23 protein-coding genes, 1 tRNA gene, 3 pseudogenes and 1 riboswitch are annotated in these 25,552 nt (G+C 68.1%); of the genes and pseudogenes, 17 read left to right on the top strand and 10 right to left on the bottom strand.

Features of this window, described 5'->3' with window-relative positions:
* The first annotated feature begins 2 nt into the window (after positions 1-2).
* The 5 genes from ACSSVZ_RS00135 to ACSSVZ_RS00115 are packed head-to-tail and all read left to right on the top strand — an operon-like array spanning position 3 to position 4,465.
* Complete coding sequence (locus ACSSVZ_RS00135; RefSeq protein WP_453967568.1) at positions 3-677, top strand: TIGR00725 family protein; 675 nt, start codon at positions 3-5, stop codon at positions 675-677.
* A 51-nt stretch (positions 678-728) separates the two neighbouring features.
* Positions 729-1,508: an ABC transporter permease gene (locus tag ACSSVZ_RS00130; protein WP_453967567.1), complete on the top strand. Its 780-nt coding sequence runs from the start codon at positions 729-731 to the stop codon at positions 1,506-1,508.
* Positions 1,505-2,569 (top strand): extracellular solute-binding protein, encoded by a 1,065-nt coding sequence (locus ACSSVZ_RS00125; protein ID WP_453967566.1) that lies wholly within the window; start codon positions 1,505-1,507, stop codon positions 2,567-2,569. The genes ACSSVZ_RS00130 and ACSSVZ_RS00125 overlap by 4 nt, the downstream gene beginning before the upstream one ends.
* Before the next feature lie 34 nt (positions 2,570-2,603).
* The gene (locus tag ACSSVZ_RS00120; RefSeq protein WP_453967565.1) at positions 2,604-3,425 is read left to right on the top strand and encodes an ABC transporter permease; all 822 of its coding nucleotides are present in this window, start codon (positions 2,604-2,606) and stop codon (positions 3,423-3,425) included.
* Positions 3,422-4,465, top strand: coding sequence for an ABC transporter ATP-binding protein (locus tag ACSSVZ_RS00115; RefSeq protein ID WP_453967564.1), 1,044 nt, complete (start codon positions 3,422-3,424; stop codon positions 4,463-4,465). Before ACSSVZ_RS00120 ends, ACSSVZ_RS00115 begins: the two co-directional genes overlap by 4 nt.
* 4 nt (positions 4,466-4,469) lie before the next feature.
* On the opposite strand, the gene ACSSVZ_RS00110 is transcribed toward ACSSVZ_RS00115, so the two are convergent.
* From ACSSVZ_RS00110 to ACSSVZ_RS00100, 3 genes are all read right to left on the bottom strand, one after another.
* On the bottom strand, positions 4,470-5,159 hold the full coding sequence (locus tag ACSSVZ_RS00110) for a class I SAM-dependent methyltransferase (RefSeq protein ID WP_453967563.1): 690 nt from the start codon (positions 5,157-5,159) through the stop codon (positions 4,470-4,472).
* A 50-nt stretch (positions 5,160-5,209) separates the two neighbouring features.
* A complete protein-coding gene (locus ACSSVZ_RS00105; RefSeq protein WP_453967562.1) occupies positions 5,210-5,911 on the bottom strand; it encodes a YbhB/YbcL family Raf kinase inhibitor-like protein in 702 nt (233 codons plus the stop codon).
* A 96-nt stretch (positions 5,912-6,007) separates the two neighbouring features.
* Positions 6,008-6,907: a helix-turn-helix domain-containing protein gene (locus ACSSVZ_RS00100; protein WP_453967561.1), complete on the bottom strand. Its 900-nt coding sequence runs from the start codon at positions 6,905-6,907 to the stop codon at positions 6,008-6,010.
* Positions 6,908-7,166: 259 nt separating this feature from the next.
* Between ACSSVZ_RS00100 and rpsD the strand changes: the two genes are divergently transcribed.
* The 5 genes from rpsD to ACSSVZ_RS00075 all read left to right on the top strand — a co-directional run bounded on the left by rpsD (position 7,167) and on the right by ACSSVZ_RS00075 (position 11,411).
* Complete coding sequence (rpsD, locus tag ACSSVZ_RS00095) at positions 7,167-7,784, top strand: 30S ribosomal protein S4 (RefSeq protein ID WP_453967560.1); 618 nt, start codon at positions 7,167-7,169, stop codon at positions 7,782-7,784.
* 123 nt (positions 7,785-7,907) lie between these two features.
* Positions 7,908-8,008: riboswitch (TPP riboswitch) on the top strand.
* Between the two features lie 95 nt (positions 8,009-8,103).
* The gene (locus ACSSVZ_RS00090) at positions 8,104-8,853 is read left to right on the top strand and encodes a hydroxyethylthiazole kinase (RefSeq protein ID WP_453967559.1); all 750 of its coding nucleotides are present in this window, start codon (positions 8,104-8,106) and stop codon (positions 8,851-8,853) included.
* Positions 8,846-9,511: a thiamine phosphate synthase gene (thiE, locus tag ACSSVZ_RS00085; RefSeq protein ID WP_453967558.1), complete on the top strand. Its 666-nt coding sequence runs from the start codon at positions 8,846-8,848 to the stop codon at positions 9,509-9,511. Before ACSSVZ_RS00090 ends, thiE begins: the two co-directional genes overlap by 8 nt.
* Entirely contained in the window at positions 9,508-10,326 is an 819-nt protein-coding gene (gene thiD, locus ACSSVZ_RS00080; protein ID WP_453967557.1) for a bifunctional hydroxymethylpyrimidine kinase/phosphomethylpyrimidine kinase, read from the top strand. The genes thiE and thiD overlap by 4 nt, the downstream gene beginning before the upstream one ends.
* Positions 10,323-11,411: a TRAP transporter substrate-binding protein gene (locus ACSSVZ_RS00075; RefSeq protein ID WP_453967556.1), complete on the top strand. Its 1,089-nt coding sequence runs from the start codon at positions 10,323-10,325 to the stop codon at positions 11,409-11,411. The genes thiD and ACSSVZ_RS00075 overlap by 4 nt, the downstream gene beginning before the upstream one ends.
* Before the next feature lie 23 nt (positions 11,412-11,434).
* Here the strand turns inward: ACSSVZ_RS00075 and ACSSVZ_RS00070 are convergent, their stop codons facing one another.
* The 4 genes from ACSSVZ_RS00070 to ACSSVZ_RS00055 form a co-directional block, all read right to left on the bottom strand.
* Positions 11,435-11,740 carry a hypothetical protein gene (locus ACSSVZ_RS00070; protein WP_453967555.1) on the bottom strand — a complete coding sequence of 102 codons (306 nt, stop codon included), beginning with the start codon at positions 11,738-11,740 and terminating at the stop codon, positions 11,435-11,437.
* Between the two features lie 40 nt (positions 11,741-11,780).
* Positions 11,781-12,713, bottom strand: a complete 933-nt coding sequence (locus tag ACSSVZ_RS00065; RefSeq protein WP_453967554.1) for an SDR family oxidoreductase — start codon at positions 12,711-12,713, stop codon at positions 11,781-11,783.
* Positions 12,714-12,828: 115 nt separating this feature from the next.
* Complete coding sequence (gene queG, locus ACSSVZ_RS00060) at positions 12,829-13,986, bottom strand: tRNA epoxyqueuosine(34) reductase QueG (RefSeq protein ID WP_453967553.1); 1,158 nt, start codon at positions 13,984-13,986, stop codon at positions 12,829-12,831.
* A gap of 77 nt (positions 13,987-14,063) precedes the next feature.
* A complete protein-coding gene (locus tag ACSSVZ_RS00055) occupies positions 14,064-14,756 on the bottom strand; it encodes a glutathione S-transferase family protein (RefSeq protein WP_453967552.1) in 693 nt (230 codons plus the stop codon).
* A 268-nt stretch (positions 14,757-15,024) separates the two neighbouring features.
* Here ACSSVZ_RS00055 and ACSSVZ_RS00050 point away from each other — a divergent pair.
* Positions 15,025-15,822, top strand: a pseudogene (locus ACSSVZ_RS00050) (undecaprenyl-diphosphate phosphatase); the annotation flags it as partial.
* Between the two features lie 577 nt (positions 15,823-16,399).
* Here the strand turns inward: ACSSVZ_RS00050 and ACSSVZ_RS00045 are convergent.
* A complete protein-coding gene (locus tag ACSSVZ_RS00045) occupies positions 16,400-17,374 on the bottom strand; it encodes a complex I NDUFA9 subunit family protein (RefSeq protein WP_453967551.1) in 975 nt (324 codons plus the stop codon).
* A 327-nt stretch (positions 17,375-17,701) separates the two neighbouring features.
* Here ACSSVZ_RS00045 and ACSSVZ_RS00040 point away from each other — a divergent pair.
* The 5 genes and pseudogenes from ACSSVZ_RS00040 to ACSSVZ_RS00020 all read left to right on the top strand — a co-directional run bounded on the left by ACSSVZ_RS00040 (position 17,702) and on the right by ACSSVZ_RS00020 (position 23,399).
* Positions 17,702-17,786 (top strand) — tRNA-Leu (locus tag ACSSVZ_RS00040).
* Positions 17,787-17,952: 166 nt separating this feature from the next.
* On the top strand, positions 17,953-19,749 hold the full coding sequence (locus tag ACSSVZ_RS00035) for an integrase arm-type DNA-binding domain-containing protein (protein ID WP_453967550.1): 1,797 nt from the start codon (positions 17,953-17,955) through the stop codon (positions 19,747-19,749).
* Positions 19,746-21,792: pseudogene (locus ACSSVZ_RS00030) on the top strand (DEAD/DEAH box helicase). Before ACSSVZ_RS00035 ends, ACSSVZ_RS00030 begins: the two are co-directional and overlap by 4 nt.
* Positions 21,785-23,002, top strand: a complete 1,218-nt coding sequence (locus ACSSVZ_RS00025; protein WP_453967549.1) for a GIY-YIG nuclease family protein — start codon at positions 21,785-21,787, stop codon at positions 23,000-23,002. Before ACSSVZ_RS00030 ends, ACSSVZ_RS00025 begins: the two are co-directional and overlap by 8 nt.
* Positions 23,003-23,186: 184 nt before the next feature.
* Positions 23,187-23,399, top strand: coding sequence for a hypothetical protein (locus ACSSVZ_RS00020; protein ID WP_453967548.1), 213 nt, complete (start codon positions 23,187-23,189; stop codon positions 23,397-23,399).
* Between the two features lie 36 nt (positions 23,400-23,435).
* On the opposite strand, the gene ACSSVZ_RS00015 is transcribed toward ACSSVZ_RS00020, so the two are convergent.
* Positions 23,436-24,329, bottom strand: a complete 894-nt coding sequence (locus ACSSVZ_RS00015; RefSeq protein WP_453967547.1) for a helix-turn-helix domain-containing protein — start codon at positions 24,327-24,329, stop codon at positions 23,436-23,438.
* A gap of 391 nt (positions 24,330-24,720) precedes the next feature.
* Here ACSSVZ_RS00015 and ACSSVZ_RS00010 point away from each other — a divergent pair, with 391 nt between their 5' ends.
* Complete coding sequence (locus tag ACSSVZ_RS00010; protein WP_453968027.1) at positions 24,721-24,870, top strand: hypothetical protein; 150 nt, start codon at positions 24,721-24,723, stop codon at positions 24,868-24,870.
* Between the two features lie 322 nt (positions 24,871-25,192).
* On the opposite strand, the pseudogene ACSSVZ_RS00005 reads toward ACSSVZ_RS00010, so the two are convergent.
* Positions 25,193-25,417: pseudogene (locus ACSSVZ_RS00005) on the bottom strand (transposase); the annotation flags it as partial.
* Between the last annotated feature and the right edge of the window lie 135 nt (positions 25,418-25,552).

Raw genomic sequence — 25,552 nt, 5'->3', positions numbered from 1 at the left:
GCATGCCACTTCTCAAGCGTAGCGGCGACGGCATTCTTTGGCGAGGAAACGAGCGCTTCGACCCCTGGGCCGCCGCCTGGGTGAGGGGCGAGGCCCCTGCCGAGGTGACCACCATCGGCGCCCGCGAAGGGCTCCGAATGGTCATGTCCGGTCGCCGCGTCCGCCGCATTCCGGTCGGCGTCATCGGCCCCCGCGAACCCAATGCCCGCCAGAACGACGTCGCCTACGAGGTCGGCCACGCCCTCGGCATGCTGGGCGTCCAGATGGCCTGCGGCGGCAAGGGCGGGGTGATGGAAGCCGCCTGCCGCGGCAATCTCGAGGCGGGCGGCCAGCCGATCGGGCTGCTTCCCGACGAGGAATGGACGGGCGCCAACCCGTACGTGGCGATTCCGATCGCCACCGGCATCGGCGCCGCGCGCAACGCCATCCTGGCGCGCGCCTGCACCGCCCTCATCGCGGTCGGCGGCGGCTACGGCACCCTGTCGGAGATGGCCTACGGCCTGCAGTGGCAGCGGCTGGTGCTCGCCCTCGAGGGCGCGCCGGACGTCGCCGGGGCCGTCACGTGCAGCGACGCGGATGCGGCCATCGACCGGCTGGTGCACCGCCTCCTCTCCCTCGATGCCGACGGAGTGCAGGCCGACGACGACCAGACCACACGACTCTCGCTAACGTCATAAAACTTACAATCGACCGCGATATGTAAGAAGTCGACCACCAAGGGGGAAGCGATGGCGCTCGTGACATGGGCCTATCTGGTCTATCTGGCGTTGCCGATCGCCCTGCTTGCGGTGGGCTCGTTCGGAGAGAGCTGGACCAACACGCTGCTGCCGACGGGCATGACCGGCGAATGGTACCGCGCCGTGTTCGACGACCCGAGCTTCGCCCGCGCCTTCTGGACCAGCCTGCGGGTCACCGGCGCGACCTGCATCGTCGCCGCCCTGCTTGGCCTGCCGCTCGCCTATGCGGCGGTGACGGCGGGCACGAAATCCGCCTCGCGGCTGGTGCGTCTCGTCATGCTGGTGCCGGTGGCGGCGCCCGAGATCACCCTCGGCTTCGGCTTCATCATCGCCTTCTCCACCGCGACGACGCCCTGGCTCGGCTCGTTCTTCCTGCTGGTCGCCGGCCACGTCCTGCTGACGCTGCCCTACCTCGTCGCCACGCTGATGAACGACATGGCCTCGCTGAAGCTCGGCGAGCTCGAGGCGGCCGCCGGCTCGCTCGGCGCCGGCTTCTGGCGGCGGCTGATCGACATCGTGGTGCCGGTGTCGGCGACCAGCCTGCTCACCGGTCTGGTCACCGTCGCCGCCATTTCCATCGGCGAGTTCCAGCTCTCCAACCTGATCGCCGGTTTTCTCGATCGAACCTATCCGATCGTCCTCCTGCAGGCCTTCTACGGCGCGACGGGCTTCGCCTGCGCGGCAACGGTCATTCTCCTCGCGCTTTCGCTTCTCACCGGAACCGCCGCGGCGACGCTGTCCGCGGTCACCAAAAGGGAGTCCCTCTCATGAAGATGTTCATTGCCACCGCCGTGGCGGCCGTCGCGCTCGCGACGTCGGCCCAGGCGTTCGACGGGCCGGAGCTCTACGACGGCGAGCAGACCCTCTACGACCAGGCCGCCGAAGAGGGCATGGTCGTGTCCTTCGACACCGGCCCGACCTGGGCCAACTGGGGCGCCCAGTTCAAGGCCTTCAAGGAGCGCTATCCGGAAGTCGAGATGGTCTACAACGACCTCGGCTCGGCCGCGACCGTCGTCGCCCTCGACAAGTCGCGCAACCGCCCCCAGGCCGACACCGCCTACTATTTCGCGGGCTCCGCGCTGGACGCCGTCGACAAGGACGTCGTCGCCCCGTTCGAGCCGGTCAACTTCGAGAAGCTGCCGGAGCCGTTCAAGGATCCGCAGGGTAAGTGGTTCACCATCCACACCCTCAACGTCGCCTTCCTGGTCAACACCAACCTGGTGAAGGACGTGCCGCAGAGCTGGGCCGACCTGCTCGACGAGAAGTACAAGGGCTCGATCGTCTACCTCGACCCGCGCTCGACCGGCCAGGGCCAGGTGGTGGTGTTCGCCGCCGCGCTCGGCAACGGCGGCTCCATGGACGACATCCAGCCGGGCGTCGACTACCTCGCCAAGCTGCACCAGTCCGGCAACGTGCTGCGCACCGTCGGCACCACGCCTTACGCCCAGTTCCTGAAGGGTGAGATCCCGATCTACATCGGCTACGAGAACGACGGCCTGAAGGCCAAGTTCAAGGACGGCATGGGCGATGCGGTCGAGGTGGTGATGCCGGAGGAAGCCTCCGCCGCGGCCCCCTACGCCATCAGCATGGTCAAGAACGGCCCGAACCCGGCCGCCGCCAAGCTGTGGCTCAACTTCATCATGACCGACGAGGGCCAGGCCCGCTTCGCCGACGGCTACGTGCGTCCGTCGGTGCCGGGCGTGACGCTGCCGGAGAGCGTCGCCGCCGCGATGCCGGCCGCCCCGCAGCTGCAGCCGCTGGACGTCGCCAAGGCGAAGGCCATGAAGTCGGAGATTGACGCGGCGTGGGCAAAGGCCGTGCTCGGCCAATGATCCCGGCCGAACCGGACGGCGCGCGGGAGGCTTCATGCGCGCGTCGGTCCTGAAATGGGCGCTGGCGGTTCCCGCCGGCGCCTTTCTCGTCCTTTTCCTCGTGTGGCCGCTCGCCGGCATCGTGACGGAGGCCTTCTCCGACGGTGGCGGCGCGTTCGCGACGATCTTCGATGATCCGGTGTTCTGGAGCGGCCTCGTCGGCAGCGCCGTGCTGGGCACGCTGGCGCCGTTCGTCTCCACCGTGGTCGGGCTCGCCGTGGCGCTGCATCTGGCGCGGCTGTCGCCGACCCGGCGCACGGTGCTGCTGACGGTGATCGCGGTGCCGCTGTCGTTTTCCGGCCTGGTCGTCGCCTACGGCTTCATCCTGGTGTTCGGGCGCTCCGGCTTCGTGACCATGCTGCTCGCCGAGCTGGGCGCCGATCCGGCCGTCGTCGGCGGGCTCATCTACACCCCCGCCGGGCTCGCCATCGCCTACTGCTACTATCTCATCCCGCGCGCCGTGCTGGTCATCTTCCCCGTCGTCGCCAACTTCGAGACCGAGCAGCTGCACGCCGCCCGGGCGCTGGGCGCCTCGCCGCTGCGCGCCTTCCGCGACATCCTGCTGCCCCAGGTGGCGCCCGCCTGCCTCGTCGCCTTCGCGCTCTGCGCGGCGGTGGCGCTCGGCGCCTACGGCACCGCGCTCGCCCTCTCCGGAACCCAGATCGCAATCCTCCCGATGGTCCTCTACTCCAAGATCTCCGACTCCGGCGCCGACCTGCCCGCCGCCGCCGCCATGTCCCTGGTGCTGATCGCGCTTGCCTGCACGGTGATGGCGATCGCCGAGCTGGTGCGGCCGCGCGTGCGGAGGACGGCATGAGCGGCAAGCAGCTGCGGCTGGAAGGCTGCGCCAAGACCTACGCCGACGGCACCCGGGCGCTCGCCCCGGTGGACCTTGCGATTTCCTCCGGCGAGATCGTCGTGCTGCTCGGGCCGTCCGGCTGCGGCAAGACCACGCTGCTGCGCCTCGTCGCCGGCCTCGACACCCCGGATCCGGGCGGCAAGGTGCTTCTCGACGGCGTCGACGTGACGGCGCTGCCCATCGAGAAGCGCGGCGTCGGCATGGTGTTCCAGTCCTACGCGCTGTTCCCGCACATGTCGGTGGCCGGCAACATCGGCTACGGGCTGCGCGTCCAGGGCTGGTCGCGCAGCGACCGCGCCGAGCGCGTGAAGGAGCTGCTCGCCACCGCCCGGCTGGAGGAGTTCGCCGGCCGCCGCGTCGACCAGCTCTCCGGCGGCCAGCGCCAGCGGGTGGCGCTGGCCCGGGCGCTCGCGCCGCGCTCCGGCATGATCCTGCTCGACGAGCCGCTGACGGCGCTGGACGCCGGCCTGCGCGAGGGCCTGCGCGCCGAAATCGCGGCGATGATCCGCGCCCAGGGGGCCACCGCCCTCTACGTCACCCACGACCAGGCGGAAGCGCTGACGCTGGGCGACCGGCTGGTGGTGATGGACCGCGGCCGCATCGCCCAGGTCGGCACGCCGCGCGACGTCTACTATGCCCCGCAGAGCGACTATGTGGCCGGCTTCTTCGGCCCGGTGAACCGGCTCGACGGCACCGTGGAACACGGCGTGTTCACCACGGCCGCCGGAACCGTTCCGGTGCCAGGCCGGCCGAACGGCGCGACCACGCTCGCCTTCCGGCCGGAGGCGGCCGTCGTCGGCCACGGCGGCGGCCTGGCGTTCCGGGTCACCGCGGCGTTGTTCGAAGGCGCCCGCCAGCGGCTCGATCTGGAAGGCCCGCAGGGCGAGGCCCTCGTTGCCTATGCGCCCGGCGCCCGCCCCTACCTCCCGGGCGAGGACGTCGCCGTCGGCGTCGACAACGACGGGGTGTTGCGCACCCCGTCCAACGAGCAGGACTGATCCGTCATGCCCGGCCGTTCAGGACGGCGAAGCGCCAGCTCTTGAAGCTGCAGTCGACGTCGCGGAAACCCGCCTCGCGCATCCAGGCGAGTTGGTCCTCGACGCTCGCGCAGCGGTCGAACCGCATGCGCTCGCGCGCCTTGGCGATCTCGTCCTCGGGAACGCCGGCGGCGCGGACGTCGGCGAGCCATTTGAGGCCGTAGCGCTCCTCCAGCGCCGGCGTGGGTCCCAACACCTGCTCGGCGTTGACGAACAGCCCGCCCGGCACCAACGCCTGGCGCACCCGGGCGAACAGGGCCTTCTTCGCGTCGTGTTCCAGATGATGGATGGCCAGCGCCGACATCACCACGTCCCACGGCCCGCCAACATGGCTCGATGCCATGTCCGCGAGTACGAAGGTGACGCGATCGTCGCCGGCGAAACGGGCCCGCGCCTCGTCCAGCATCCCCTCGGATGCGTCGAGGCAGGTGACCCGAATGTCCGGCATCCGCTCCAGCAGAAGCGCGGCGAACAGCCCCGTGCCGGCGCCGAGATCGAGCACACGGAGCGGCTGCTCCCGGCGGAGATTGCCGATGAGATCCAGCGCCGTCCCGTAGAAGCGGTCGAAGCACGGGATGAAGCCGCGCCGCATGGCGTCATAGGCGCGGGCGTGGCGCGTGAAGATCGGGGCGGAAGGCGATGGCGACGCCGTCATGGCGCTGTCCTCTGGGTCTGCGGTCATCGGTGCCGTTTGTGGCATGCCCGTCATTGGCCGGCCACCGCCGGATTGAGGCTGTAGGTCGCCGTCGCCGAACCATGGGCGAGCACATGGCCCTTCATGGCGGCTTCGGCGTCGGCCCCGGTGAAGGCGCCGCTCAGACCCAGCGTGGGCACGTCGAGGGCGAAGACGTCGATCCGGTAGCGATGCACGCGCAGGTCGTTCGTCGGCGGACAGGGGCCGTCGTAGCCGCCGTAGGTCCCGGCCATGTCGGCATTGCCGGTGAAGAAGGCGGTGAAGACGTTGGCGCCGCGCACGCCATGATCGGTCTGGCCGATCGGCTTGCCACCGACGACGCGGCGTTCGCTCTCCACGCCGCGCGCCAGCATCGACTGATACGCCGGGATGTCGACCAGCACCCAGTGGTGGATGGTGACCCGGGGCGCGTCGGCGGCAATCGTCACGCCCGGCTTGTTGATGAGGGAGAAATCGGCCGGAACGTCCGCGTCGGTCATCAGGACCGCGTACGACCCCGTACCCTCCGGCCCCTCGCTCCAGCGGATCTCGGGGCTGACGTTCGTCTCGTCCGCCCCCTCCGGCGGGCAAAAGGCGGCGCTGTCGGCGAAGCGGCCCGCCGCGTCGACGTCGCCGATCGTCACGTCGAGGGTCTCTCCGGCCACCGCCGCCCCGGCGACCAGCGCGAACGCCGCCGCCGCAAGGCCCATCCGGGTCAGCTGAAATCCACTCATGGTCCGTCTCCTGATCGTCGGGGTTTATGGCCGCGACGATAGGCGTGCCCACGCCGGAAGATGGGCCCGGGTCGATCAGGAATGCGCCGGAACCGATCAGGCGTCTGGGCCGTCGCGGCGGCTGCCGCGGACGGCGGAGGGCAGGACGCCGAACGCCTCCTGGAAATGCCGGGCAAAGTGCGAGCGCGAGGTGTAGCCGGTCGCGGCGATCGCATCGGCGACGTCGGCGTCCCGCTCGGCGAGGATGACGCGCGCCGCGCGCATCCGCTCCTGCAGCAGGAGGCCGCGCAACGTCTCGCCCTCCCCCTTCAGCCGCCGGCGCAGCGTCGCCTCCGACATCGACAGCCGCTCGGCGACGATGGCGGGCGTCCAGGCGAAGTCGAGCCGGTGGCGGATCATCAGCCGCACCGCCTCAGCGACCGACCGCTCCACGTATTTCGGCGCGATCGGCAGCACGCCCCGCTCGGCGAGCACAAGCAGGATCTCCAGGATGCGGTGTTCCACGACCCGCCGCGACGCGCCCGCCTGTCCCGCCAGCGCCTCGCCCGCATGGACGATCGCCGAGCCGAGGGCGGCGTCGAGGGCGACGGCGGTGCCCGGCTCCGCCCGGGCGTCCGACAGGCTCGGCCACAGCCGGGCCGCCTCGATCACCAGGTCGCGCGGGAAGGTCACGCACAGCGCCCGGTAGACGCCCGTCGTCTCGTCCGGCACGTTCACCACGTCCACGTGCGACCCCGCCGCCAGCGCGATGGCCTCGCCCGGATGGTAGGTCCGCCGCTCGGCGCCCCAGAGCACCTCCTTGGTCCCCTCGATCACCACCACCAGCGCCGCCGCCGGCATCGTGAGCTCGCCCACCGCTTCGCGGGTGCGCGCCACGAAGGCGGTCATCGGGGTATGCTGGTCCGCTTCGAGGAGGTGGCGCGTGTCTCGCTCGGCGAACGGACGGAGGGCCGCGAGGAGCGTGCGGCGCGGATCGCCGGATCGGATCATGGTCATGGCTCGGTCCGTTGTCCGCCTTCGAGGGCCGCGGTTGCGCCCGGTTTGCACCGGCCTATTTGACTTGGCCGCCGGTTTCGCCTATCTCACGGCCCTTCGCTGGCGGCAACGCTGGCGGATTTCACGCACCCGTGGGATGTGGCGAAGCTTCGCACCGTCCCTGTCAGCCCGGATCTTGTGGGCAGAGGAGGGGGCGTGTCCATCGTTCCCAAAGAACATCCGTTCTCAAGAACATCGAAACACGAAGGACACGGTTTATATGTCGAAGCGCCATTCGCAGAAGCACAAACTCGACCGCCGCATGGGCGAAAACATCTGGGGTCGCCCGAAGAGCCCGGTCAACAAGCGCGAGTACGGCCCCGGCCAGCACGGCCAGCGCCGCCGCAGCAAGCTTTCCGACTACGGCATTCAGCTGCGCGCCAAGCAGAAGCTGAAGGGCTACTACGGCAACATCTCCGAGAAGCAGTTCCGGAAGATCTACGACGAAGCCGTCCGCATGAAGGGCGACACCTCCGAGCGGCTGATCGGCCTGCTGGAGAGCCGCCTCGACACCATCGTCTACCGCGCCAAGTTCGTGCCGACCGTGTTCGCCGCGCGTCAGTTCGTCAACCACGGCCACGTGATGGTGAACGGCCGCAAGGTCAACATCCCGAGCTACCGCTGCAAGGTCGGCGACGTCATCGAGGTGCGCCAGCGCTCCAAGGACATGATCCTCGTGCTCGAGGCGGTCAGCCTCGCCGAGCGCGACGTGCCCGACTATCTCGACACCGACCACTCCAAGATGACCGCGGTCTACAACCGGGCGCCGGGCTTCGGCGACGTGCCCTACCCGGTCAAGATGGAACCGAACCTGGTCATCGAGTTCTATTCGCGCTGATGTGAGGCTCCGCCTCATCGCGACGCCGTTCAGGCCGCCCTCCGGGGCGGCCTTTTCGTTTGTCCGGCACGGAGCGAAGCCGCACCCCTTGCGCAACGGGACCGTGCTGGCTACATCTGGCGAACTGTCTCAAAGGGGTGCCCGGACGGGCTGAGAGGCGATCCTGCCAACCCTGCGAACCTGATCCGGGTCATGCCGGCGGAGGGATTGAGATGACGGACGTCAAAGCCGCCATGGGCGGCCCCCTTACCCACCAGACCACGCTTCCGGGCCAAACCATCCGTCGGTCGACCATCGACGACGGGGGAGCGGACGCGTCATGACCGGCACCTCCGGCAGGATCGATGCCGCCGCCGTCGGCGCGGTGATCGCCCGCGTCCGCGACTGGGCGCCGCTGGTCCACTGCATCACCAACACCGTCGCCCAGAACTTCACCGCCAACGTGCTGACCGCGCTGGGCGCCGTGCCGTCGATGACCATCCACGCCGACGAGGTCGCCGCGCTGGTGGAAAGCGCCGATGCGCTGCTGGTCAATCTCGGCACGCTGGACCCCGACCGCCGCCTCGGCATCGAAGTCGCCGTCGCAGCCGCCCAGGAACACGGCAAGCCGTGGGTGCTGGATCCGGTCAAGGTGAACCGGGTGGCCACGCGCCGCGCCTTCGCGCTCGGCCTCATCGAGGCCCGGCCCGCCATCGTGCGCGGCAACACGGCCGAGATGGCCGCCCTCTTCCCGCATCTCGGCAGCGGCGGCATGGTCGTCGCCGTCACCGGCGCCCGCGACAGCCTGTCCGACGGCGACCGCACCATCCTCGTCGACAACGGCCACCCGCTGCTGGCGCGGATGATCGCCACCGGCTGCGCCCTCTCCGCCCTGATCGCGACCTGCCGCGCGGTGGAGAACGATTCGCTGCTGGCGGCCACCGCCGCCACGGTTGCCTGGAGCGTCGCCGCCGAGCGCGCCGCGGAAGGCAATCCCGGTCCCGGCACCTTCGCCGTCCGCCTGATCGACGAGATCGGCGAGATCGATCCCGACATCATCGAACGATACGCAAGGATCAGCCGTGGTTGACGTCCGCGTCTATGTGATTCTCGACCCCGAACATGCCGGCGGGCGGCCGCTCGCCGAGCTCGCGCGTGCCGCAGTCGACGGCGGCGCGACGCTGCTGCAGTACCGCGACAAGACCGCCGAGAGCGGCGAACTGGTCGCCACCGCCCGCGCGATCCTGTCGGCGATCGAAGGCACCGGCGTGCCGCTGCTGATCAACGACCGCATCGACGTGGCGCTCGCCGCGGGTGCCGACGGCGTCCACGTCGGCCAGACCGACATGGCGCCCGACGACGCCCGCCGCCTGCTCGGCCCCGACCCGATCGTCGGCCTGACGGTCCGCTCGATGGCCGAGGCGGAGGCCGTTCCCGCCGATCTCGTCGACTATGTCGGCATCGGCGGCGTGTTCGCCACCACCAGCAAGCAGAACCGCAACGCCCCGATCGGGCTCGCCGGCCTGGCGGAGATCTGCACCTTCCTCGACACCCGTGCGCCCGACCTCGGCCGTGTCGCCATTGCCGGCATCACCGCCGACACGGCGGCCGCGGTGGTCGATGCCGGCGCGCACGGCGTCGCAGTCATCTCCGCGGTTTCCGCCGCACCGGATCCGGCCGCCGCCGCGGCGGCGCTTCGCCACATCGTCGACCACACCCTCACCTCCGGGAAGACCGCTTCTTCATGAGCACTCCGATTGCGCTGACGATCGCCGGCACCGACCCGTCCGGCGGCGCCGGCATCCAGGCCGACCTCAAGACCTTCGCCGCGCTCGGCGTCTTCGGGGCGTCGGCGATCACCGCCCTCGTTGCCCAGAACACCCAGGGCGTGCGCGCCCTCCACGACGTGCCGGCCGACTTCATCCGAGCCGAGATCGACGCCGTCTTCGACGATCTCACCGTCCACGCCACCAAGATCGGCATGCTGTCGAAGCCCGTGGTCATCCGCACCGTCGCCGAGGCCCTCGATGCCCACGGCGCCCGCAACGTCGTGCTCGATCCGGTGATGATCGCCGCATCCGGCGACCCGCTGCTCGACGATGCGGCGGTCGCCGACGTGCGCGACGTGCTGCTGCGCCGTGCGCTGGTGATCACCCCGAACCTGCCCGAGGCGGCGCGGCTGCTGGAGTGCGAGGCGGCGGCGACCCAGGAGGAGATGCAGGCCCAGGCCGAGCGGCTGCTGGCGTTCGGCCCCGGCGCGGTGCTGCTCAAGGGAGGCCACGGGACCGGCTCGGACTCCGCCGACGTGCTGGTCAGCCGCGACGCGCCGCCGCGCTGGTTCGTCGCCCCGCGCATCGACACCAGGAACACCCACGGCACCGGCTGCACGCTCTCGTCGGCGATCGCCGCCGGCCTTGCCCGGGACCTGCCGCTGACCAACGCGGTCGAGGCCGCCAAGGCCTACCTGACGGCCGCACTCCAGCACGCCGACACGCTGACGATCGGCAAGGGCCACGGCCCCGTCCACCACTTTCACGCATTCTGGCAGGGAGGATCGACATGACCGACCCGACACCGAAATTCAGCCGCCGCGCGCTGATCGGCGGAGCCGCCGCCGCCGGCCTCACCGGAGCGCTCGCCCGCCCCGCGGTTGCCCAGGACGCCACGCGGCTGCGCATGGTCACCTCGTGGCCGAAGAACCTGCCCGGCCCGGGCGTCTCCGCCGAGCGGGTGGCCGAAGCGATCGGCCGGCTTTCCGGCGGCCGCCTCGCCGTGGAGATCTTCGCCGCCGGCGAACTCGTGCCGGCGCTGGAGACCTTCGATGCGGTGCAGAACGGCACCGCCGACATGGCCCACACGGCGGCGATCTACTGGTCCGGCAAGATGCCGTCCGCGCCGCTGTTCACCACCGCGCCGTTCGGGCTGACCCCGCGCGAACACATGACCTGGATCGACGCCGCCGGCGGCCAGGCGCTGTGGGACGAACTCTACGCCGACTTCGGCTTGAAGCCGTTCATGGCCGGCAACACCGAGTTCAACATGGCCGGCTGGTTCAACCGGCCGATGGAGTCCCGCGAGGACCTGGTCGGCCTCAAGGTCCGCATCGTCGGCCTCGGCGCGGAGATCCTGCGCCAGCTCGGCGCGACGCCGGTGTCCATGCCCACCTCGGAGGTGTTCGGCGCGCTGCAGTCCGGGCTCGTCGACGGCGCCGAGCTGCTCGGCCCCTACAGCGACACCTCGCTGGGCATGCAGAAGGTGGCGGAATATTATTACGGCCCGGGCTTCAACAAGCCGAACGGCACCGGCGAGGTGATCGTCCGCAAGCAGGTCTTCGATGGGCTGCCGGCCGACCTCCAGGCCGTCGTGGCGGCCGCCTGCGCCCAGGAGCATGCCCGGGCCCTGGCGGAAGCCGGATGGCGCAACGCGGAAAGCCTGAAGGCGCTGAAGGCCGGCGGCACCGACGTGCGCATCGTGCCCGCCGACATCCTGTCGGCAGCCGAGCCGATCGCCGAGGCGATCTACGACTCCATCGCCGCCGAGGATCCGATGTCGGACAGGATCGTCCGGTCCTACCGCGACGCCCGCGCCACCATGGGCGGCTGGGGCACGTATTCGATCGAATCGTTTCTGCGCGCCCGGATGGGCTGACCCGCAGACGGCATCCCGACCGGTCAGCGGTTGTTCAGATCCCGCTGGTAGGTCGGCTGCATCTGGTTCTGCTGCATGTTCTGGATGGTCTGGCGCTGTTCCAGGCCCTGCATGTTGGCGCGGTCGTTGAGCTGGTTCTGGGTGTTGCGCAGGCTCTGATTCAGCTGGTTGGCCGACCCCTGCAGGTTCTGCCGGGAGTTTTCCTGCTGGTTCTGCAGCCGCTGCTGGGTGCTTTGCGCCTGCGCGGTCGGACCGGCCGCCATGAGCGCCAGCAAGGCGGCCGCGGCAAGGACCGCCGTCCGGCGATTGCGTCCGTCGTTGCGTGTCATCGCGCCGTCCCTCGTCTCGCTCGTGCGGCCGGGGACGACCTCAGCCTTTCCAGCGGCCGGTGTCCCACAGCGCCCTCAATCCTTCCCGATAGGTAGGGTATTGGAGCCGGACGCCAAGCTCGTCGTGGAGCCGCGCGTTGGAAACCGTCTTCACGTCTCCGTAGAAGGTGCGTGCCATCGGCGACAGGGTGGCCTCCTCGAAGGGCACCTCCGGAGGCGGCTCGACGCCCATCAGCCGGGCGGCGAACTCGACCACCTCCTGGGGCGGGCACGGCTTGTCGTCGACGACGTTGTAGATGCGCGATGCCGGCCGCTCCATCACCCGCTCGATGACCAGCGCGATGTCGTCGACATGGATGCGGTTGAAGATCTGGCCCGGCTTGATGATCCGCTTGGCGGTGCCTTCGGCCAGCTGCTTCAGCTGGTTGCGGCGCGGACCGTAGATGCCGGCCAGCCGCAGCAGCGACACCGGCACGTGGGTGCGGCTGCCGAACGCCATCCAGGCGGTCTCGGCGGCGAGCCGCCACACCGCCCGGTCGGTGGTCGGCAGGCAGGCGGTGCGCTCGTCGACGAGGCCGCCTTCGTGGTTGCCGTAGACGCCGATGGTCGACAGGTAGCCGACCCACTTGAGGCTTTCCGCGTTCATCAGGTCGCGCTCGTGATGCCACAGGAACGCATCGCCCTGGTCGTTCGGCGCGGCCGACACGACGATGTGCGTCGCGTTGCGGATGGCGTCGGAGAGCGCCGGCGACGCCTTCGTCCCGTCGAACAGGATCGTCCGGATGCCGCGCCGGTGCAGGGTGTCGGCCTTCTCCGGGTCGCGCGTCGTGCCGGTGACGTCGATGCGCCGCGTGTCGAGGCGCTCGACGAGGGCATTGGCGCTGTAGCCGAACCCAAGGCAGACCAGCCGGATCGCGGGGGCATCGCCGTTGAAGTGGGGATCGGGGTGGGGCTCGGTGGTGGGGGTCAGCACGCAAGGCCTCCCATTCTCTTCAGTGGATCGGATCGGTGGTCCAGGGCGCCACGCGGAAGGACGGAAGCCGCGTCTGCCCCCGTCTCCCGCCCATGCGGTCTGGCATTGGCTGCGGTCATGGCTCGGGGTCGCTCCGATCCGAGGTCGCCCGGACACGGGGCGCATCGATTGCGCCGGTATCAGCGGCCCTATCGTATGGCAGAAGTTCGCCCAGCGCCCAACCCGCGGCCTCCCGGACCACCGGATCGGCGTCGGCGAGCAGCGGTTCGACCGCGTCCGCCAGCTCCGGCCGGCCGGAGTTTCCGATCGCCACCAGCACGTTGCGGACGAACCGGGACCGGCCGATGCGCTTGATCGGCGATCCGGAAAAGCGCGCGCGAAACGCGGCGTCGTCGAGGCCGACGAGCGCGCGCAGCGGCGGATCGATCAGATCGTCGCGCGCCGCGAGCTTGGCTTCCCGGGTCGCTAGCGCGAACTTGTTCCACGGGCAGACGGCCAGGCAGTCGTCGCAGCCGTAGATCCGGTTGCCGATCGCCTTGCGGAACCGGTGCGGGATCGGACCGTGGTGCTCGATGGTGAGGTAGGAGATGCAGCGCCCGGCGTCGAGCTGGTACGGCGCCGGAAAGGCATCCGTCGGGCAGACGTCCAGGCAGCGCCGGCAGGAGCCGCAATGGTCCGTCTCCGGCGCATCCGGCGCCAGCTCCAGCGTGGTGAACAGGGCGCCCAGGAACAGCCAGGAGCCGTGCTCGCGCGACACCAGGTTGGTGTGCTTGCCCTGCCAGCCGAGCCCGGCCAGTGCTGCCAGCGGCTTTTCCATCACCGGGGCGGTGTCGACGAACACCTTCACGTCGCCGCCGGCCCGCGCCACGATCTGGCTGGCCAGCGTCTTCAGCCGGCCCTTGATGACGTCGTGGTAGTCGCGGTGGCGGGCGTACACCGAGATCGCCCCCCGGTCGCGGCGGGCGAGAGCCTCGAGCGGATCGACGTCCGGCCCGTAGTTCAGCGCCACCATCACGATCGAGCGGGCGTCGGGCCACAGCGCGTTCGGATGGCGCCGCCACTCGGCCTTCTCGGCGAGCCAGTCCATGCTGGCGTGGCGGCCCTTGGCGAGAAACGTCGACAGGCGCGCGCCCAGCTCGCCCGGCACCGCGTCGGCCCTGAGGACGCCGGCGGCATCGAACCCGAGCTCCGCGGCCCGCGCCCTGACGAACGCCGACAGCCGCGCCTGCGGCGCGGCTCCGTCGTCCGTGGGAGCATCCTGGGCCATGTCCATCCGAACCAACGCGCCGGCAGGGTTGGTGTTTCCCGACCGTCGCCCGCCAGGCGGGCCGGGCGCGCAACCGCGCGGCGTCAGAAGTCGAGATCCGCGTAGTGCAGCGACGGCCGCACCCCGCGCGCGCTCTCGCCGAGGATGGGCCGGAAGGACGGGCGGGACTTCATCCGAGCATACCAGGCCCGTGCCGCGGCGTCCTCCTGCCAGGGCACCTCGCCGAGATAGTCGATCGCCGACAGCGCCGCCGCCGCGGCAAGATCCGCGAAGGTGATGGTGTCGCCGGCCAGCCAGTCGCGCGTCGACACCAGATAGCCGAGATAGCGCAGGTGATTGCGCATGTTCGCCCGGGCGGTGCGCAGCGAGGCGGAATCCGGCGCCCCGCCGCCGGCGCCCGCCGGCATCTCCATCTTGTAGATGCGCTCGCCGACGAACGGGCCCGACACCTCGTCGTGGAACTTCGACAGGAACCACTCGGTGAGCCGGCGCACCTCGGCGCGCGCATCCGGGTTGTCCGGCATCAGCCGGCGCTTGCCGGCGGCATAGCCGCGGGTGTCCTCCAGATACTCCATGACGACGCTCGCCCCGCACAGCGGCGGCCCGTCGTTCTCGATGACGACCGGCACCTCGCCCGACGGATTGAGCCGCAGAAAGGCCTCGCGCGGATGCCAGACCTGCTCGATCACGAGGTCGAATCGCGTTTCGTACTCGCTGAGCGCGAGGCGGACGAAACGGCAGGACGGGGAAAAGGGATGATGATAGACCGTGAACATCTCGCGCGTCGCGCCTGGGGAGGGGAACCTGGATTTACCGACTGTCCCAAGTGCGGAAAAGCGGTGGAGGAAAAGCGTTCGAACCTAAGAGGTTAACAGGCAGTTTAGACGACCGTGCGAGTCTCCTGCCGCCGTCGATCGCGCGGATCGAACACCTTGGACGTGGCGAGGATGGGGCACGCGGTCCGACAAGATGACACGGGCTGACCAATAGCCCGGTTTCACCGGTTTTGACCATCTCCAGACAGACTTGAAAAGCGGAGCCCCCATGGAGGCAGATACGATCATCAGCGCCGTGATCCTCGGATTCGTCGAGGGCCTCACGGAGTTCATTCCTGTCTCCTCGACCGGCCACATCCTGCTGCTCGGCCACTTCCTCGGTTTCGAAAGCACCGGCAAGACCTTCGAGGTGCTCATCCAGCTCGGGGCGATCCTGGCGATCCTGTGGGTCTATTTCGGCCGGTTGTGGCACATGGTGGTCGCCTTTCCAACGGATCCGAAGGCGCGAAGGTTCCTTGTCGGCATCGTCATCGCCTTCCTTCCGGCGGCCTTCGCGGGCGTCCTCCTGCACGGCTTCATCAAGGCGGTGCTGTTCGAATCGCCCGCCCTCATCTGCACCATGCTGATCGTCGGCGGCATCCTGCTGCTGCTGCTCGACCGGATGCCGCTCCGGCCGCGCTACACCGACGCCTATTCCTATCCGCTCTGGCTGGCGCTGACGATCGGCTGCTTCCAGACGCTTGCTTTGGTTCCCGGCGTCTCGCGCTCCGGCGCCACCATCGGCGGTGCGCTGCTATTCGGCACCGACAAGCGCTCGGCGGCCGAGTTCTCCTTCTTCCTCGCCCTGCCGACCATGGCCGGCGCCTTCACCTACGATCTCTACAAGAACCGCGACGCCCTCTCGATGGACGATGCGCTGGTGATCGCCATCGGCTTCGTCGCGGCGTTCATCGCCGCGGTGATCGTCGTCCGCTCGCTGCTGAACTTCGTCTCGCGCCACGGCTTCGCGCCGTTCGCCTACTGGCGGATCGCCGTGGGCACGGTCGGGCTGGTGGCGCTGTTCCTCACCGCGCCGGCCACCGCCACCCGCGAGGCGCTGCCGCCGCGCGACGCGGGCCCGCTGCCGGAATCCACCTCGCTCGCCGCCCCGCCGAGCGCCGGGCCGATCATCGTGCCGGCGCCGCAGAACGCCAGCGAGGGCGCCATGCGCGCCGTCGTGCCGTCGCCGAGCCAGGCAGGCGCCGGCGGGCCCGCCGGCGCGTCCGGGGCGCCGCAGTTCGACGGCAGCGAGTTCGAGCGCCGCTTCCGCGAGCCGCCCCAGGTCGAGCTCAAGCCGGCCGCCCCCGGCGCAACCGGCGGCGCCACGCCCCCGGCGGCCGCCGCCCTGCCGCCGCTGCCGAAGACCAATCCGCCGCTGCCGCCGCGCAAGCCCTGACGGGCGCCCTGGAGCGCCGACGCGGCCAGCCGATGCCGGGCACGCCGGCGCCGCGGTGGACACGGTCCGCCGCCGGGGCGGCCGCGACCGAGCCCGCCCGCATGGCGGTCTGCGCGTCCGGCGAAGACGCAATCTCCGGGGGGATCGGTTCCGCGAGCACGCCTTGCCGTTCAGATCCGACCGACCTGACCGGCAAGGGCTCGGGGACCTACGAGTGCTGCTGGCGGCTGAATTCGCCGGTCGGGCGGAAGCGCCACAGATAGGTCGGCAGGATGGAGGCCAGCGTGTCCGGCGCGATGCCGAGACCGGCGAAGGTCCGGCCGTTCGCCTCGGCCGCCGCCGACACCACGTTGTCGGACTTCAGCAGCCGGACCTGGTCGGTGGTGAGCGGCGGCTTCGGCAGCACGCTCATCAGCCGCGCCTGCAGCGCCGCCAGCCCGAACGGGATGGCGACGATCCGCGTCGTCGGCCGGTCGATCTCGTCGAGCATCAGCTGGAGCAGGGCGCGGAACGTCTTCACCTGCGGCCCGCCGAGTTCGTAGACCGCGCCGGCGCGGGCCTGGCCCTCGACGGCGCAGGCGATCGCTTCGGCGACGTCGCCGACGAACACCGGCTGGAAGCGGGTGTCGGGGCCGACGACCGGCACCACCGGCGACAGCCGGGCGATCTCGGCAAAGCGGTTGAAGAAATCGTCCTCGGGCCCGAACAGGATCGACGGCCGCATGATCACCGAGGCCGGCAGCGCCTCCAGCACCGCCGCCTCGCCTTCGGCCTTGGAGCGGGCGTAGGCCGATTCGGAGCCGGCGTCGGCGCCGATGGCCGAGATCTGCACGATCCGGTCGAGGCCGTGCGCGCGGGCCGATTCGGCGATCTGCCCGGCCCCGTACGCCTGCACCGCGGCGAACGACTGGCGGCCGGACGCGGCCAGGATGCCGACCAGGTTCACCACCGCGTCGGCACCGTGCACCGCCGCGTCGATCGAGGCCCGGTAGCGGACGTTGGCCTGCACCGGCTTGATCTGGCCGACCGAGCCGAGCGGCTGCAGGTGGCCGGCGAGGTCCGGGCGGCGGACGGCGACGCGGATGCGCCAGCCGCGCTGCGCCAGCTGGCGGACCACATAGCGGCCGAGAAATCCGGCCCCGCCGAAGACCGTCACCAGCTTGTCGCTACGGATCTCGTTCATCGCTCATATCTCCTCGCGCCGGTCGCGGCCGCTGCCCGCATCGCTTCGCTTTCGGCCCCTTCTCTAGAGCTTTTCCGGGCCGGTTGGAACCATGCTGCACGCGGCAGTGTGGCGCTCGGATCGCGGCCGATCCAGGCGCCGCGCGGCGCCTGCCGGGCGCCGGCCCGGCGCCGGCCGGCCCCGGCCGGCCGTCGTCGATGCCGCCGCTGCTGCCCGCCACGCACCGCCACGGCGACGAGATCCGTGGGAAACCCGCCCGCGCCGCAACAACGCGCTTGTGACAGATTGACATCGTCCGGCCGGCGCCGTAGGTGGAGGGCCGCACCAGCCCAGGTGGCGGAATTGGTAGACGCGCACGGTTCAGGTCCGTGTGCCGCAAGGCGTGGAGGTTCGAGTCCTCTCCTGGGCACCATCGCGGCTTCTAGTGAAGCTTCAAAAGCTCCGACAATCCCCGGAAACGCTAGAACCTCCCGGCCAACAAGGTCCAGGACGCTCCGGGGGTATCCGTTGGCAGCCGGCCGATGTGGGGGTATGTTCGGGGGTATCGACGCGATACCCCCGGCGGATGCCCTCTCCCAATGCCCCTGACCGATACGGCCCTCCGAAACGCCAAGCCGCATGATCGGCCTTACAAGCTCGCGGACGGTGGCGGCCTATATCTCCTGGTAAATCCGACAGGCTCACGGCTCTGGCGGCTCAAATACCGCGTCGAGGGGCGTGAAAAGCTTCTTTCTATCGGCGCCTATCCCGACGTTTCGCTAGCGCGGGCGCGCGAGCGCCGCGATGAGGCACGAAAAGCCCTCGCCGAGGGCCTGGACCCCTCCGCACTCAAGAGGCACGCGCGACAGGCCGCCAAGGCTGCACCGGTAAATACCTTTCGTGCAGTCGCCGAGGAGCACCTCGGCAAGCTCACACGCGAAGGGCTTGCCGATGTCACGCTGGGGAAACGGCGCTGGCTCTTGGACTTCGCATACCCCCACTTCGGCGACCGAGATATCGCGACCGTGAGTTCTGCGGACGTGTTGGCAGCACTTCGGCAGGTTGAGGCAAGAGGGCATCATGAGACGGCACGGCGGCTTCGATCCGTCACCGGTTCCGTCTTCCGGTACGCCATCGCCACCGCCCGGATCGAGAACGACCCGACGATTGCGCTTCGGGGCGCCTTGATCACTCCAAAAGTGCGCCACCGACCGGCCGTCACTTCGTCGGCTGAACTAGGCGTATTGCTCCGGGCAATCGACGGTTACGGCGGCCAGCCAGCGACAACATCCGCATTGCGCCTTTTGCCGATCCTTTTTCCCCGTCCTGGCGAGTTGCGCGCCGCGCGGTGGTCGGAATTCGACTTTGAAAAGGCGGTATGGTCCATCCCGGCCGAGCGGATGAAGATGCGCCGCCCTCACCGGATACCATTGCCACCGCAAGCAATCGTCATATTGCGCGAACTCCAGGCCGTCACAGGAGCTAGCGCATTCGCCTTCCCTTGCATCGGAGCGGCGAAGAAGCCGATCAGCGAGAACACGCTGAACGGTGCGCTGCGCCGCCTCGGCTTTGGACCAGACGTCGCCACGGCGCACGGCTTCCGCGCCACGGCCTCTACGCTCCTCAACGAAAGCGGATTGTGGAACCCCGAAGCGATCTTCAATGACAAGTGCGTTCCAACCGACGTGGCGGTCTACCTGCTGTGCGCGCTATGGGCGGATATCCGTGAAGACGGATTCGATGATGAGGGATATGCGCGATCGATGCTGCGCAAGGTCCTCTGGCGCTGCTGCTTCACCGACCGTTACGGAAAGACGTCGGCCACCCGCTCCTTCATGGACTATCGCACTATCAAGGAACTGCTTCAGGATCGCTCATCACAGGTGAAATGCGAACTTTTCGACGAAGAGCTCTACAGGCTTCCCGAACCGGAGGAGCTGAAGCTCGCCGGCTGGCCGGGACGGAGGGACCGATTGCCTCGCGCAATTCTCGCCACATCGCTCCGTGCCGGGGGCCACGATTTCGCCAACGGCGCAAAGGCCAGCCCCGAGAGCGTCACGCGACGCGAGTTCCACCACATCTATCCAGTCCACGCGCTGGGCGGAGACCGCGAAGATGATCGGGTCAGCTGTGCCTTGAACTGCGCGCTGATCAGCTGGACGACGAACCGCAAGATCGCGGCCAGCTCCCCGAAGCAATATATCGAGGAGCGCGCACGTGCGGCGAGCCTTGGCGAATCCGAGGTTCGCCACCGCCTTGCCAGCCATCTGATCCCCTATGAAGCGCTCGTCAGCGGCGACTACGAAGCGTTTCTGAACGCCCGTGCGAATGTGATCGCGCAGCATATGAGAACACTCTGCGACGGCTCCATTCCGACCATGAACCTGCAATCATGAAACAGACTCCCACCGTCTCCGTTTCCTACTCGCGAACCGGAGCTTCGACAAAGGCGAACGAGCTGGGCATGCGGCCCATGCAGGTGGCTGCCTACGAGAAGCGGGGCGAGCCATACCTGCTCATCAAGTCTCCGCCGGCTTCCGGCAAGAGCCGCGCGCTCATGTTCATCGCGCTGGACAAGCTCGCCAACCAGGGGTGCAGGCAGGCGATCATCGTGGTGCCGGAGCGGTCCATCGGCGCCAGTTTCCACGACGAACCGCTCTCCCGGCACGGCTTCTGGACCGACTGGACCGTCGCGCCGAAATGGAACCTCTGCAACGCGCCCGGTGCGGACAACGGCGGCAAAGTCAATGCGGTCGAGGCCTTCCTGAACAGCGACGACAAGGTGCTGGTTTGTACCCATGCGACGTTCCGCTTCGCAGTGGATCGGCTCGGCGTGGAGGCCTTCGACGACCGGCTGATCGCCGTGGACGAGTTCCATCACGTCTCGGCCAACCCGGACAACAAGCTCGGCCTGCATCTTGGGGCGCTCCTCGCTCGCGACCGCGTGCACATCGTCGCTATGACGGGCTCCTATTTCAGGGGCGACGCCGATGCCGTGCTTGCGCCCGAAGACGAGTCGAAGTTCGACGAAGTCACTTACACCTATTACGAGCAGCTCAACGGTTACGAATACCTGAAACAGCTCGACATCGGCTACTTCTTCTATGCCGGCTCCTATGCCGACGACATCCTGAACGTACTCGACCCGACCGAAAAGACCATCGTCCACATCCCGAGCGTCAACTCGCGGGAGAGCACCAAGGACAAGATCAAGGAGGTGGAGCACATCATCGAGGCGTTGGGGGACTGGCAAGGCACCGATCCGGCGACCGGCTTCCAGCTTGTTCGCACGGCTGAAGGCCGCCTCCTTCGCATCGCCGATCTGGTCGATGACGACCCGGCCAAACGCGAGCGCGTCTCCGCCGCGCTGAAGGACCCCAGCCAGAAGAACAACCGCGACCATGTCGACATCATCATTGCGCTCGGCATGGCGAAGGAGGGCTTCGACTGGATCTGGTGCGAACACGCGCTGACGGTGGGCTATCGGTCGAGCCTGACCGAGATCGTTCAGATCATCGGCCGCGCCACCCGCGACGCGCCCGGCAAGCTGCGCGCCCGGTTCACCAACCTGATCGCAGAACCGGATGCGTCGGAAGAAACCGTCACCGAGGCCGTCAACGACACGCTCAAAGCCATCGCCGCCAGCCTGCTGATGGAGCAGGTGCTTGCACCGCGCTTCGAGTTCAAGCCCAAGAATCCGGCCAGCGGCCCGGTGGAGGGCTTCGATTATGGCGAAGGCGGTTATGATCCGAATAAGACGAATGTCGGCTTCAATGAAGAAGCTGGCCTGTTTCAGGTCGAGATCAAAGGCCTTGTCGAGCCGAAGAGCGAAGAGGCGCAACGCATCTGCCGACAGGATTTGAACGAGGTCATTGCCAGCTTCGTGCAGGACAAGACCACGATCGAGCGCGGCTTGTTCGATGCCGATCTGGTGCCGGAAGACCTGACCCAGCTCCGCATGGGCAAGATCATCAAGGATAGATACCCCGAGCTGAATCAGGAGGATCAGGAGGCCGTACGTCAGCACGCCGTCGCCGCACTCAACCTGACGCAAAAGGCAAAGGCGCTGCTCAATCCGGGCGGAGAGGCGTCCAGTACTGGGAACACGGCTTTGATCGACGGGGTCCGAAAGATTTTGGTGGACGTGCGCGAGCTGGACATCGACCTCATCGACCGCATCAATCCGTTCGGCGAAGCCTATGCCATTCTTTCCAAGGCGATGACCGAGGAGAGCCTGAAACAGGTCGCGGCCGTGATTGGGGCGAAGCGCGTCAACCTCACCATCGAGGACGCGCGGGAGCTTGCCAAGCGAGCCTTGAGGTTTCAGGCAGGAGCGCGGCCGACTGCCTTCGATCACGTCGCCGGATGCCTGGGAAAAGCGCATGGCCGAGGGCGTGGCCTTCCTTCAACGCATGCAGGCGGAGGCGGCGCGTGGCTAAGGGCTTCTCCGAAGAAGACGACGCCCTGCTCGCTGAACTCGGTGTCGAGACCGAGGCGAAGAAGGTGTCCAGCCGGACGCCGCGCGAAGAGCGGATCATCGCCGGCTTCGAGGAGATTCAACGTTTCGTCGAAGAGCACGGGCGCGCACCACAGCATGGCGAGGATCGGGACATCTTCGAGCGGCTCTATGCCGTTCGGCTCGACCGGCTGCGGGACCAGGCCGACTGCCGCGCGGTTGTCGAACCGCTCGACCATCAAGGGCTTCTGGCCGGCGCACCATCCTCAACGGGCGACGCCTCAGACGAACTCGACGATGACGAACTCCTGGCGCAGCTCGGCGTGGGAGATACCGCGCCCGGCGACATCACGGACTTACGCCATGTCCGATCGTCTGCAGACAAGCGCGCCGCCGAGGAAATCGCCAACCGCGAACGGTGTGAGGACTTCGACCGGTTCAAACCCCTCTTCGTCGCCGTGCAAAACGGCCTCGACAACGGCGAGCGCATCACTCAGCCAATTCGCAAGGATGCAGGTTTCCTGAAAACGAGCATTACGGCTGGAGAGTTTTTCATCCTCGGGGGCCAGACCGCTTACGTCGCCGAAGTCGGCGAACCCTTCAAAGCGCCCAATGGCGAGAGCGACGCCCGACTGCGCGTCATCTATTCCAACGGAACGGAAAGCAATCTGTTGCTCCGCTCCCTGCAACGCGCCCTCTACAAGGACGAGACCAGCCGGAGGGTGTCGGAACCGAGTGCCGGGCCGCTATTCTCCGGCGAGTTCGAGCCTGACGACCTCGCCAGTGGCACCATCTACGTTCTGCGCAGCACGTCGGATAACCCCGTTGTCGCCGCAAACCGTGACCTTGTTCACAAAATCGGTGTCACCGGTGGTGACATCAAACGACGCATTGCCAATGCGAAGCTCGATCCGACCTTTCTCCTGGCCGATGTCGAGGTCGTCGCCACCTACAAGCTGTTCAACATCAATCGCACCCGGCTGGAAAACCTGATCCATCGGGTTTTCGGTCCGGCCCGCCTCGACATCGAGATCAAGGATCGTTTCGGTCAGCCTGTCATCCCGCGTGAATGGTTCCTTGTGCCCTATTTCGTGATCGACGAGGCGATCGAGATGATCAGGGACGGCAGCATTGAGAATTTTGTTTATGATCCGTCTCTCGCGAAACTGCGCAAAATCGGTCCCTCCGCATGAAATAGCGAGCCACGGCCGACGCCCCAACGCCGAGTCAATGGGGGTATGATTGGGGGTGTCGACCTAAACCCGAATTAATTCATTCATTGATATCATAGCCTTAACTGGATCGGCAGGGTCTCTCCTGGTCGCGACACCGCGGATCGGCGAAGCGCCAATCGCATGGGAGTGCCGCCTTTTCAATGTGATCGAGCTGACAGGAACCCGCTCGCTGGTGCTCGGCGAGATCGTGGCGATGTATTTCCGCGACGACCTCATCGACCTCGATCGGATGCGCGTCCACGTGGATCGCTTTCACCCGATCGGGCGGCTCGGAGGGCCGACCTACTGCCGCTCCGACGATCGCATGATTGTTCCGGTGCCGGCGTTCGACAAGAGCGGCACACCCCGCGTCTGACCGCCTCAGCGGCGTGGCCGGCCGAGAGCTGCCGGGTCAGTGTGGCCGGCGCGGCGGCAGCGGCGTGGCCGAGGCGGGGGTGTCCGTGCCCGGCAGCCCCTGAGCCGCCGCACCGCCCTCCGTCGCCAGGCTGCGATACCGGCCGGGAGATACGCCGAGCAGCTTGCGGAACACGGCGCCGAAGGCGCTCTGGCCGGCATAGCCGACCTGCTGCGCGATGCTGGTGAGCGATGCGTCGGTGTCAATGAGCAGCCGGCAGGCGACCTCCATCCGCTTCTGCGCCTGCCACCTGAGCGGCGGCACGCCGGTGGTGCGACGGAACGCCCGGCACGTGTGCTCGGCCGAGCGATCGACCAGCTCCGACAGCTCCTCCAGGCTGACGGTGCGATCGAGGTTCTGCTCCAGATGCGTGCAGATGCGCCGCACCTGCCAGGGCGCCATCTCGCCGCCCGGGCTGCGGGGTGCCTGTTGCCTGAACCAGTGGCGCTGCAGCAGGCGGAGCGCGATCAGGTTGGCCCGGCTTTCCATTTCGAACCGGGTCGGCCGATCGCCCCCGTCGAAGGCCCGCGTGATGTAGGCCTTCACCGCCCCGGTGATCTCGTCGTCCTCGTACATCACGCGGTCGATCTGAATCACCGTGCCGAAGTCGGCCTTGGGCGCGCCGAGCCCAGAGGCGACGCGGCGGAAGAACGGTTCCGTCACGTAGAGATGCGCGAAGCGGATGGAAGAGGTGGCGACGAAGCGCAGATCGCGGTGCGCGGGATGCACCGAAAAGCCGTTCGGACGAAGCCGCTCCGCCCGATGGGCGGAATCGTCGATGCGCTGGACGAGCGCCCCTTTCAGCCGGAGCGCGATCACATGACAGGGCTGGTGGTCGGGATGGCCGCGGGTGTCGAAGCCCTTCGGGGCGTTCCAGAGCGCGACCGGCATTGGCCAGGATGTGTCAATGCCCGCCACATCCAGGAGCTCGACCCCCTCTCTCTTGGGAAGTTGGTCCACCGAGATCACGCGATCCTCACTGTCCGTGGCGCGGCACCTGCCAAACCTTTGTCAGCCAAGTGCAAGCATCGGACCAGAATAGTTCTAATTCCGCATTGAGACACTAGCCATCGACTGCGTCTGCATTGGAGCCAAAAAACCAAGTGTCGGAACACCGTCTCTGCGTCGGCAGCGGGCCCAGGAGTTCGCGCTTCAGATCGTCGTCACGGGCCAGCTTTGGGCGGCAAACCCAAACAGCTCGAAGCACACCCACGGATGTAGGATTTGCCGACGTCGCCCTCGTTCGTGCAGGGCACAGCCTATGAGGGGGGGCGGCCATCCGATGACCGAGGGACAAGCGTTTGACCGACGGCAGCGAACCACCTGCCTCGACCCGACCATGGACGACGAGACCTTCGTTCGGGAGGGCCTGGCGATCGCCACCGCCTATCTCGTTCTGAACGAGCCCACCACATCTGGGGAAGGAGCCTGACGTTACTCGTAGAAGAGACCAGCACGTCCGAAAGGCGGGTCGGGATCGACCATGCTCGTGCGCAACCAGTTCGCACAATTCGAACTCGGTGGGCTCTGGCCGATGGTGTTGAAGAAGTCGGCGTCCAGGTTGAATCGGCTCGGGCATTCTCCGGACAACGCGCGCCGCCGCCTTCCGTCAGGCTCCGAGGGTGTATCGGACGACTACCACCCCGGCCATTTGCCGGGTCCGGTGTCGTGTGGGTGAGCGTAAGCAGAAGGTCTTCATGGGTCGATTGGCCGGAAAAGTCGCCATCATCACGGGTGCAGCCCAGGGCATCGGCGGAAACCGCCTTGCGTAGCCGATCGTTCTCTTTCTCAAGCTCCTTGAGACGCTTCACCTGGTCGCCCTTCAGGCCACCGAACTCCTTGCGCCAGCGGTAATACGTAAATTGCGTCACGCCGATCGAACGAACAGCTTCGCCAACCGATTTTCCTTGCGACAGCAGAACATCGACCTGGCGCAGCTTCGCGACGATCTCTTCGGGCTTGTGCTTCTTCTGGGGCATTTCAACGTCCTCTCTCAGGCTCAATAGCCTATTTCAGGGAGGACCACTTAGCGTAATCGCAGGTGGCACCCCTCGCCGAGAGCGAAGCGGTCCACCAAGCTGGCGATCCAGCAACGATCGGCTCGGCCGACAAGT

Source organism: Amorphus sp. MBR-141, from assembly GCF_053628695.1.
The sequence above is the reverse complement of the archived record's forward strand: the minus strand, read 5'-3'. Positions and strand labels throughout refer to the sequence as shown.

Coding starts and splice junctions, on each gene's coding strand:
- ACSSVZ_RS00135 (WP_453967568.1), top strand. CDS start 3: ATGCCACTTCTCAAGCGTAGCGGCGACGGCATTCTTTGGCGAGGAAAC.
- ACSSVZ_RS00130 (WP_453967567.1), top strand. CDS start 729: ATGGCGCTCGTGACATGGGCCTATCTGGTCTATCTGGCGTTGCCGATC.
- ACSSVZ_RS00125 (WP_453967566.1), top strand. CDS start 1,505: ATGAAGATGTTCATTGCCACCGCCGTGGCGGCCGTCGCGCTCGCGACG.
- ACSSVZ_RS00120 (WP_453967565.1), top strand. CDS start 2,604: ATGCGCGCGTCGGTCCTGAAATGGGCGCTGGCGGTTCCCGCCGGCGCC.
- ACSSVZ_RS00115 (WP_453967564.1), top strand. CDS start 3,422: ATGAGCGGCAAGCAGCTGCGGCTGGAAGGCTGCGCCAAGACCTACGCC.
- ACSSVZ_RS00110 (WP_453967563.1), bottom strand. CDS start 5,159: ATGACGGCGTCGCCATCGCCTTCCGCCCCGATCTTCACGCGCCACGCC.
- ACSSVZ_RS00105 (WP_453967562.1), bottom strand. CDS start 5,911: ATGAGTGGATTTCAGCTGACCCGGATGGGCCTTGCGGCGGCGGCGTTC.
- ACSSVZ_RS00100 (WP_453967561.1), bottom strand. CDS start 6,907: ATGACCATGATCCGATCCGGCGATCCGCGCCGCACGCTCCTCGCGGCC.
- rpsD (WP_453967560.1), top strand. CDS start 7,167: ATGTCGAAGCGCCATTCGCAGAAGCACAAACTCGACCGCCGCATGGGC.
- ACSSVZ_RS00090 (WP_453967559.1), top strand. CDS start 8,104: ATGACCGGCACCTCCGGCAGGATCGATGCCGCCGCCGTCGGCGCGGTG.
- thiD (WP_453967557.1), top strand. CDS start 9,508: ATGAGCACTCCGATTGCGCTGACGATCGCCGGCACCGACCCGTCCGGC.
- ACSSVZ_RS00075 (WP_453967556.1), top strand. CDS start 10,323: ATGACCGACCCGACACCGAAATTCAGCCGCCGCGCGCTGATCGGCGGA.
- ACSSVZ_RS00070 (WP_453967555.1), bottom strand. CDS start 11,740: ATGACACGCAACGACGGACGCAATCGCCGGACGGCGGTCCTTGCCGCG.
- queG (WP_453967553.1), bottom strand. CDS start 13,986: ATGGACATGGCCCAGGATGCTCCCACGGACGACGGAGCCGCGCCGCAG.
- ACSSVZ_RS00055 (WP_453967552.1), bottom strand. CDS start 14,756: ATGTTCACGGTCTATCATCATCCCTTTTCCCCGTCCTGCCGTTTCGTC.
- ACSSVZ_RS00045 (WP_453967551.1), bottom strand. CDS start 17,374: ATGAACGAGATCCGTAGCGACAAGCTGGTGACGGTCTTCGGCGGGGCC.
- ACSSVZ_RS00035 (WP_453967550.1), top strand. CDS start 17,953: ATGCCCCTGACCGATACGGCCCTCCGAAACGCCAAGCCGCATGATCGG.
- ACSSVZ_RS00015 (WP_453967547.1), bottom strand. CDS start 24,329: ATGCCGGTCGCGCTCTGGAACGCCCCGAAGGGCTTCGACACCCGCGGC.
- ACSSVZ_RS00010 (WP_453968027.1), top strand. CDS start 24,721: ATGACCGAGGGACAAGCGTTTGACCGACGGCAGCGAACCACCTGCCTC.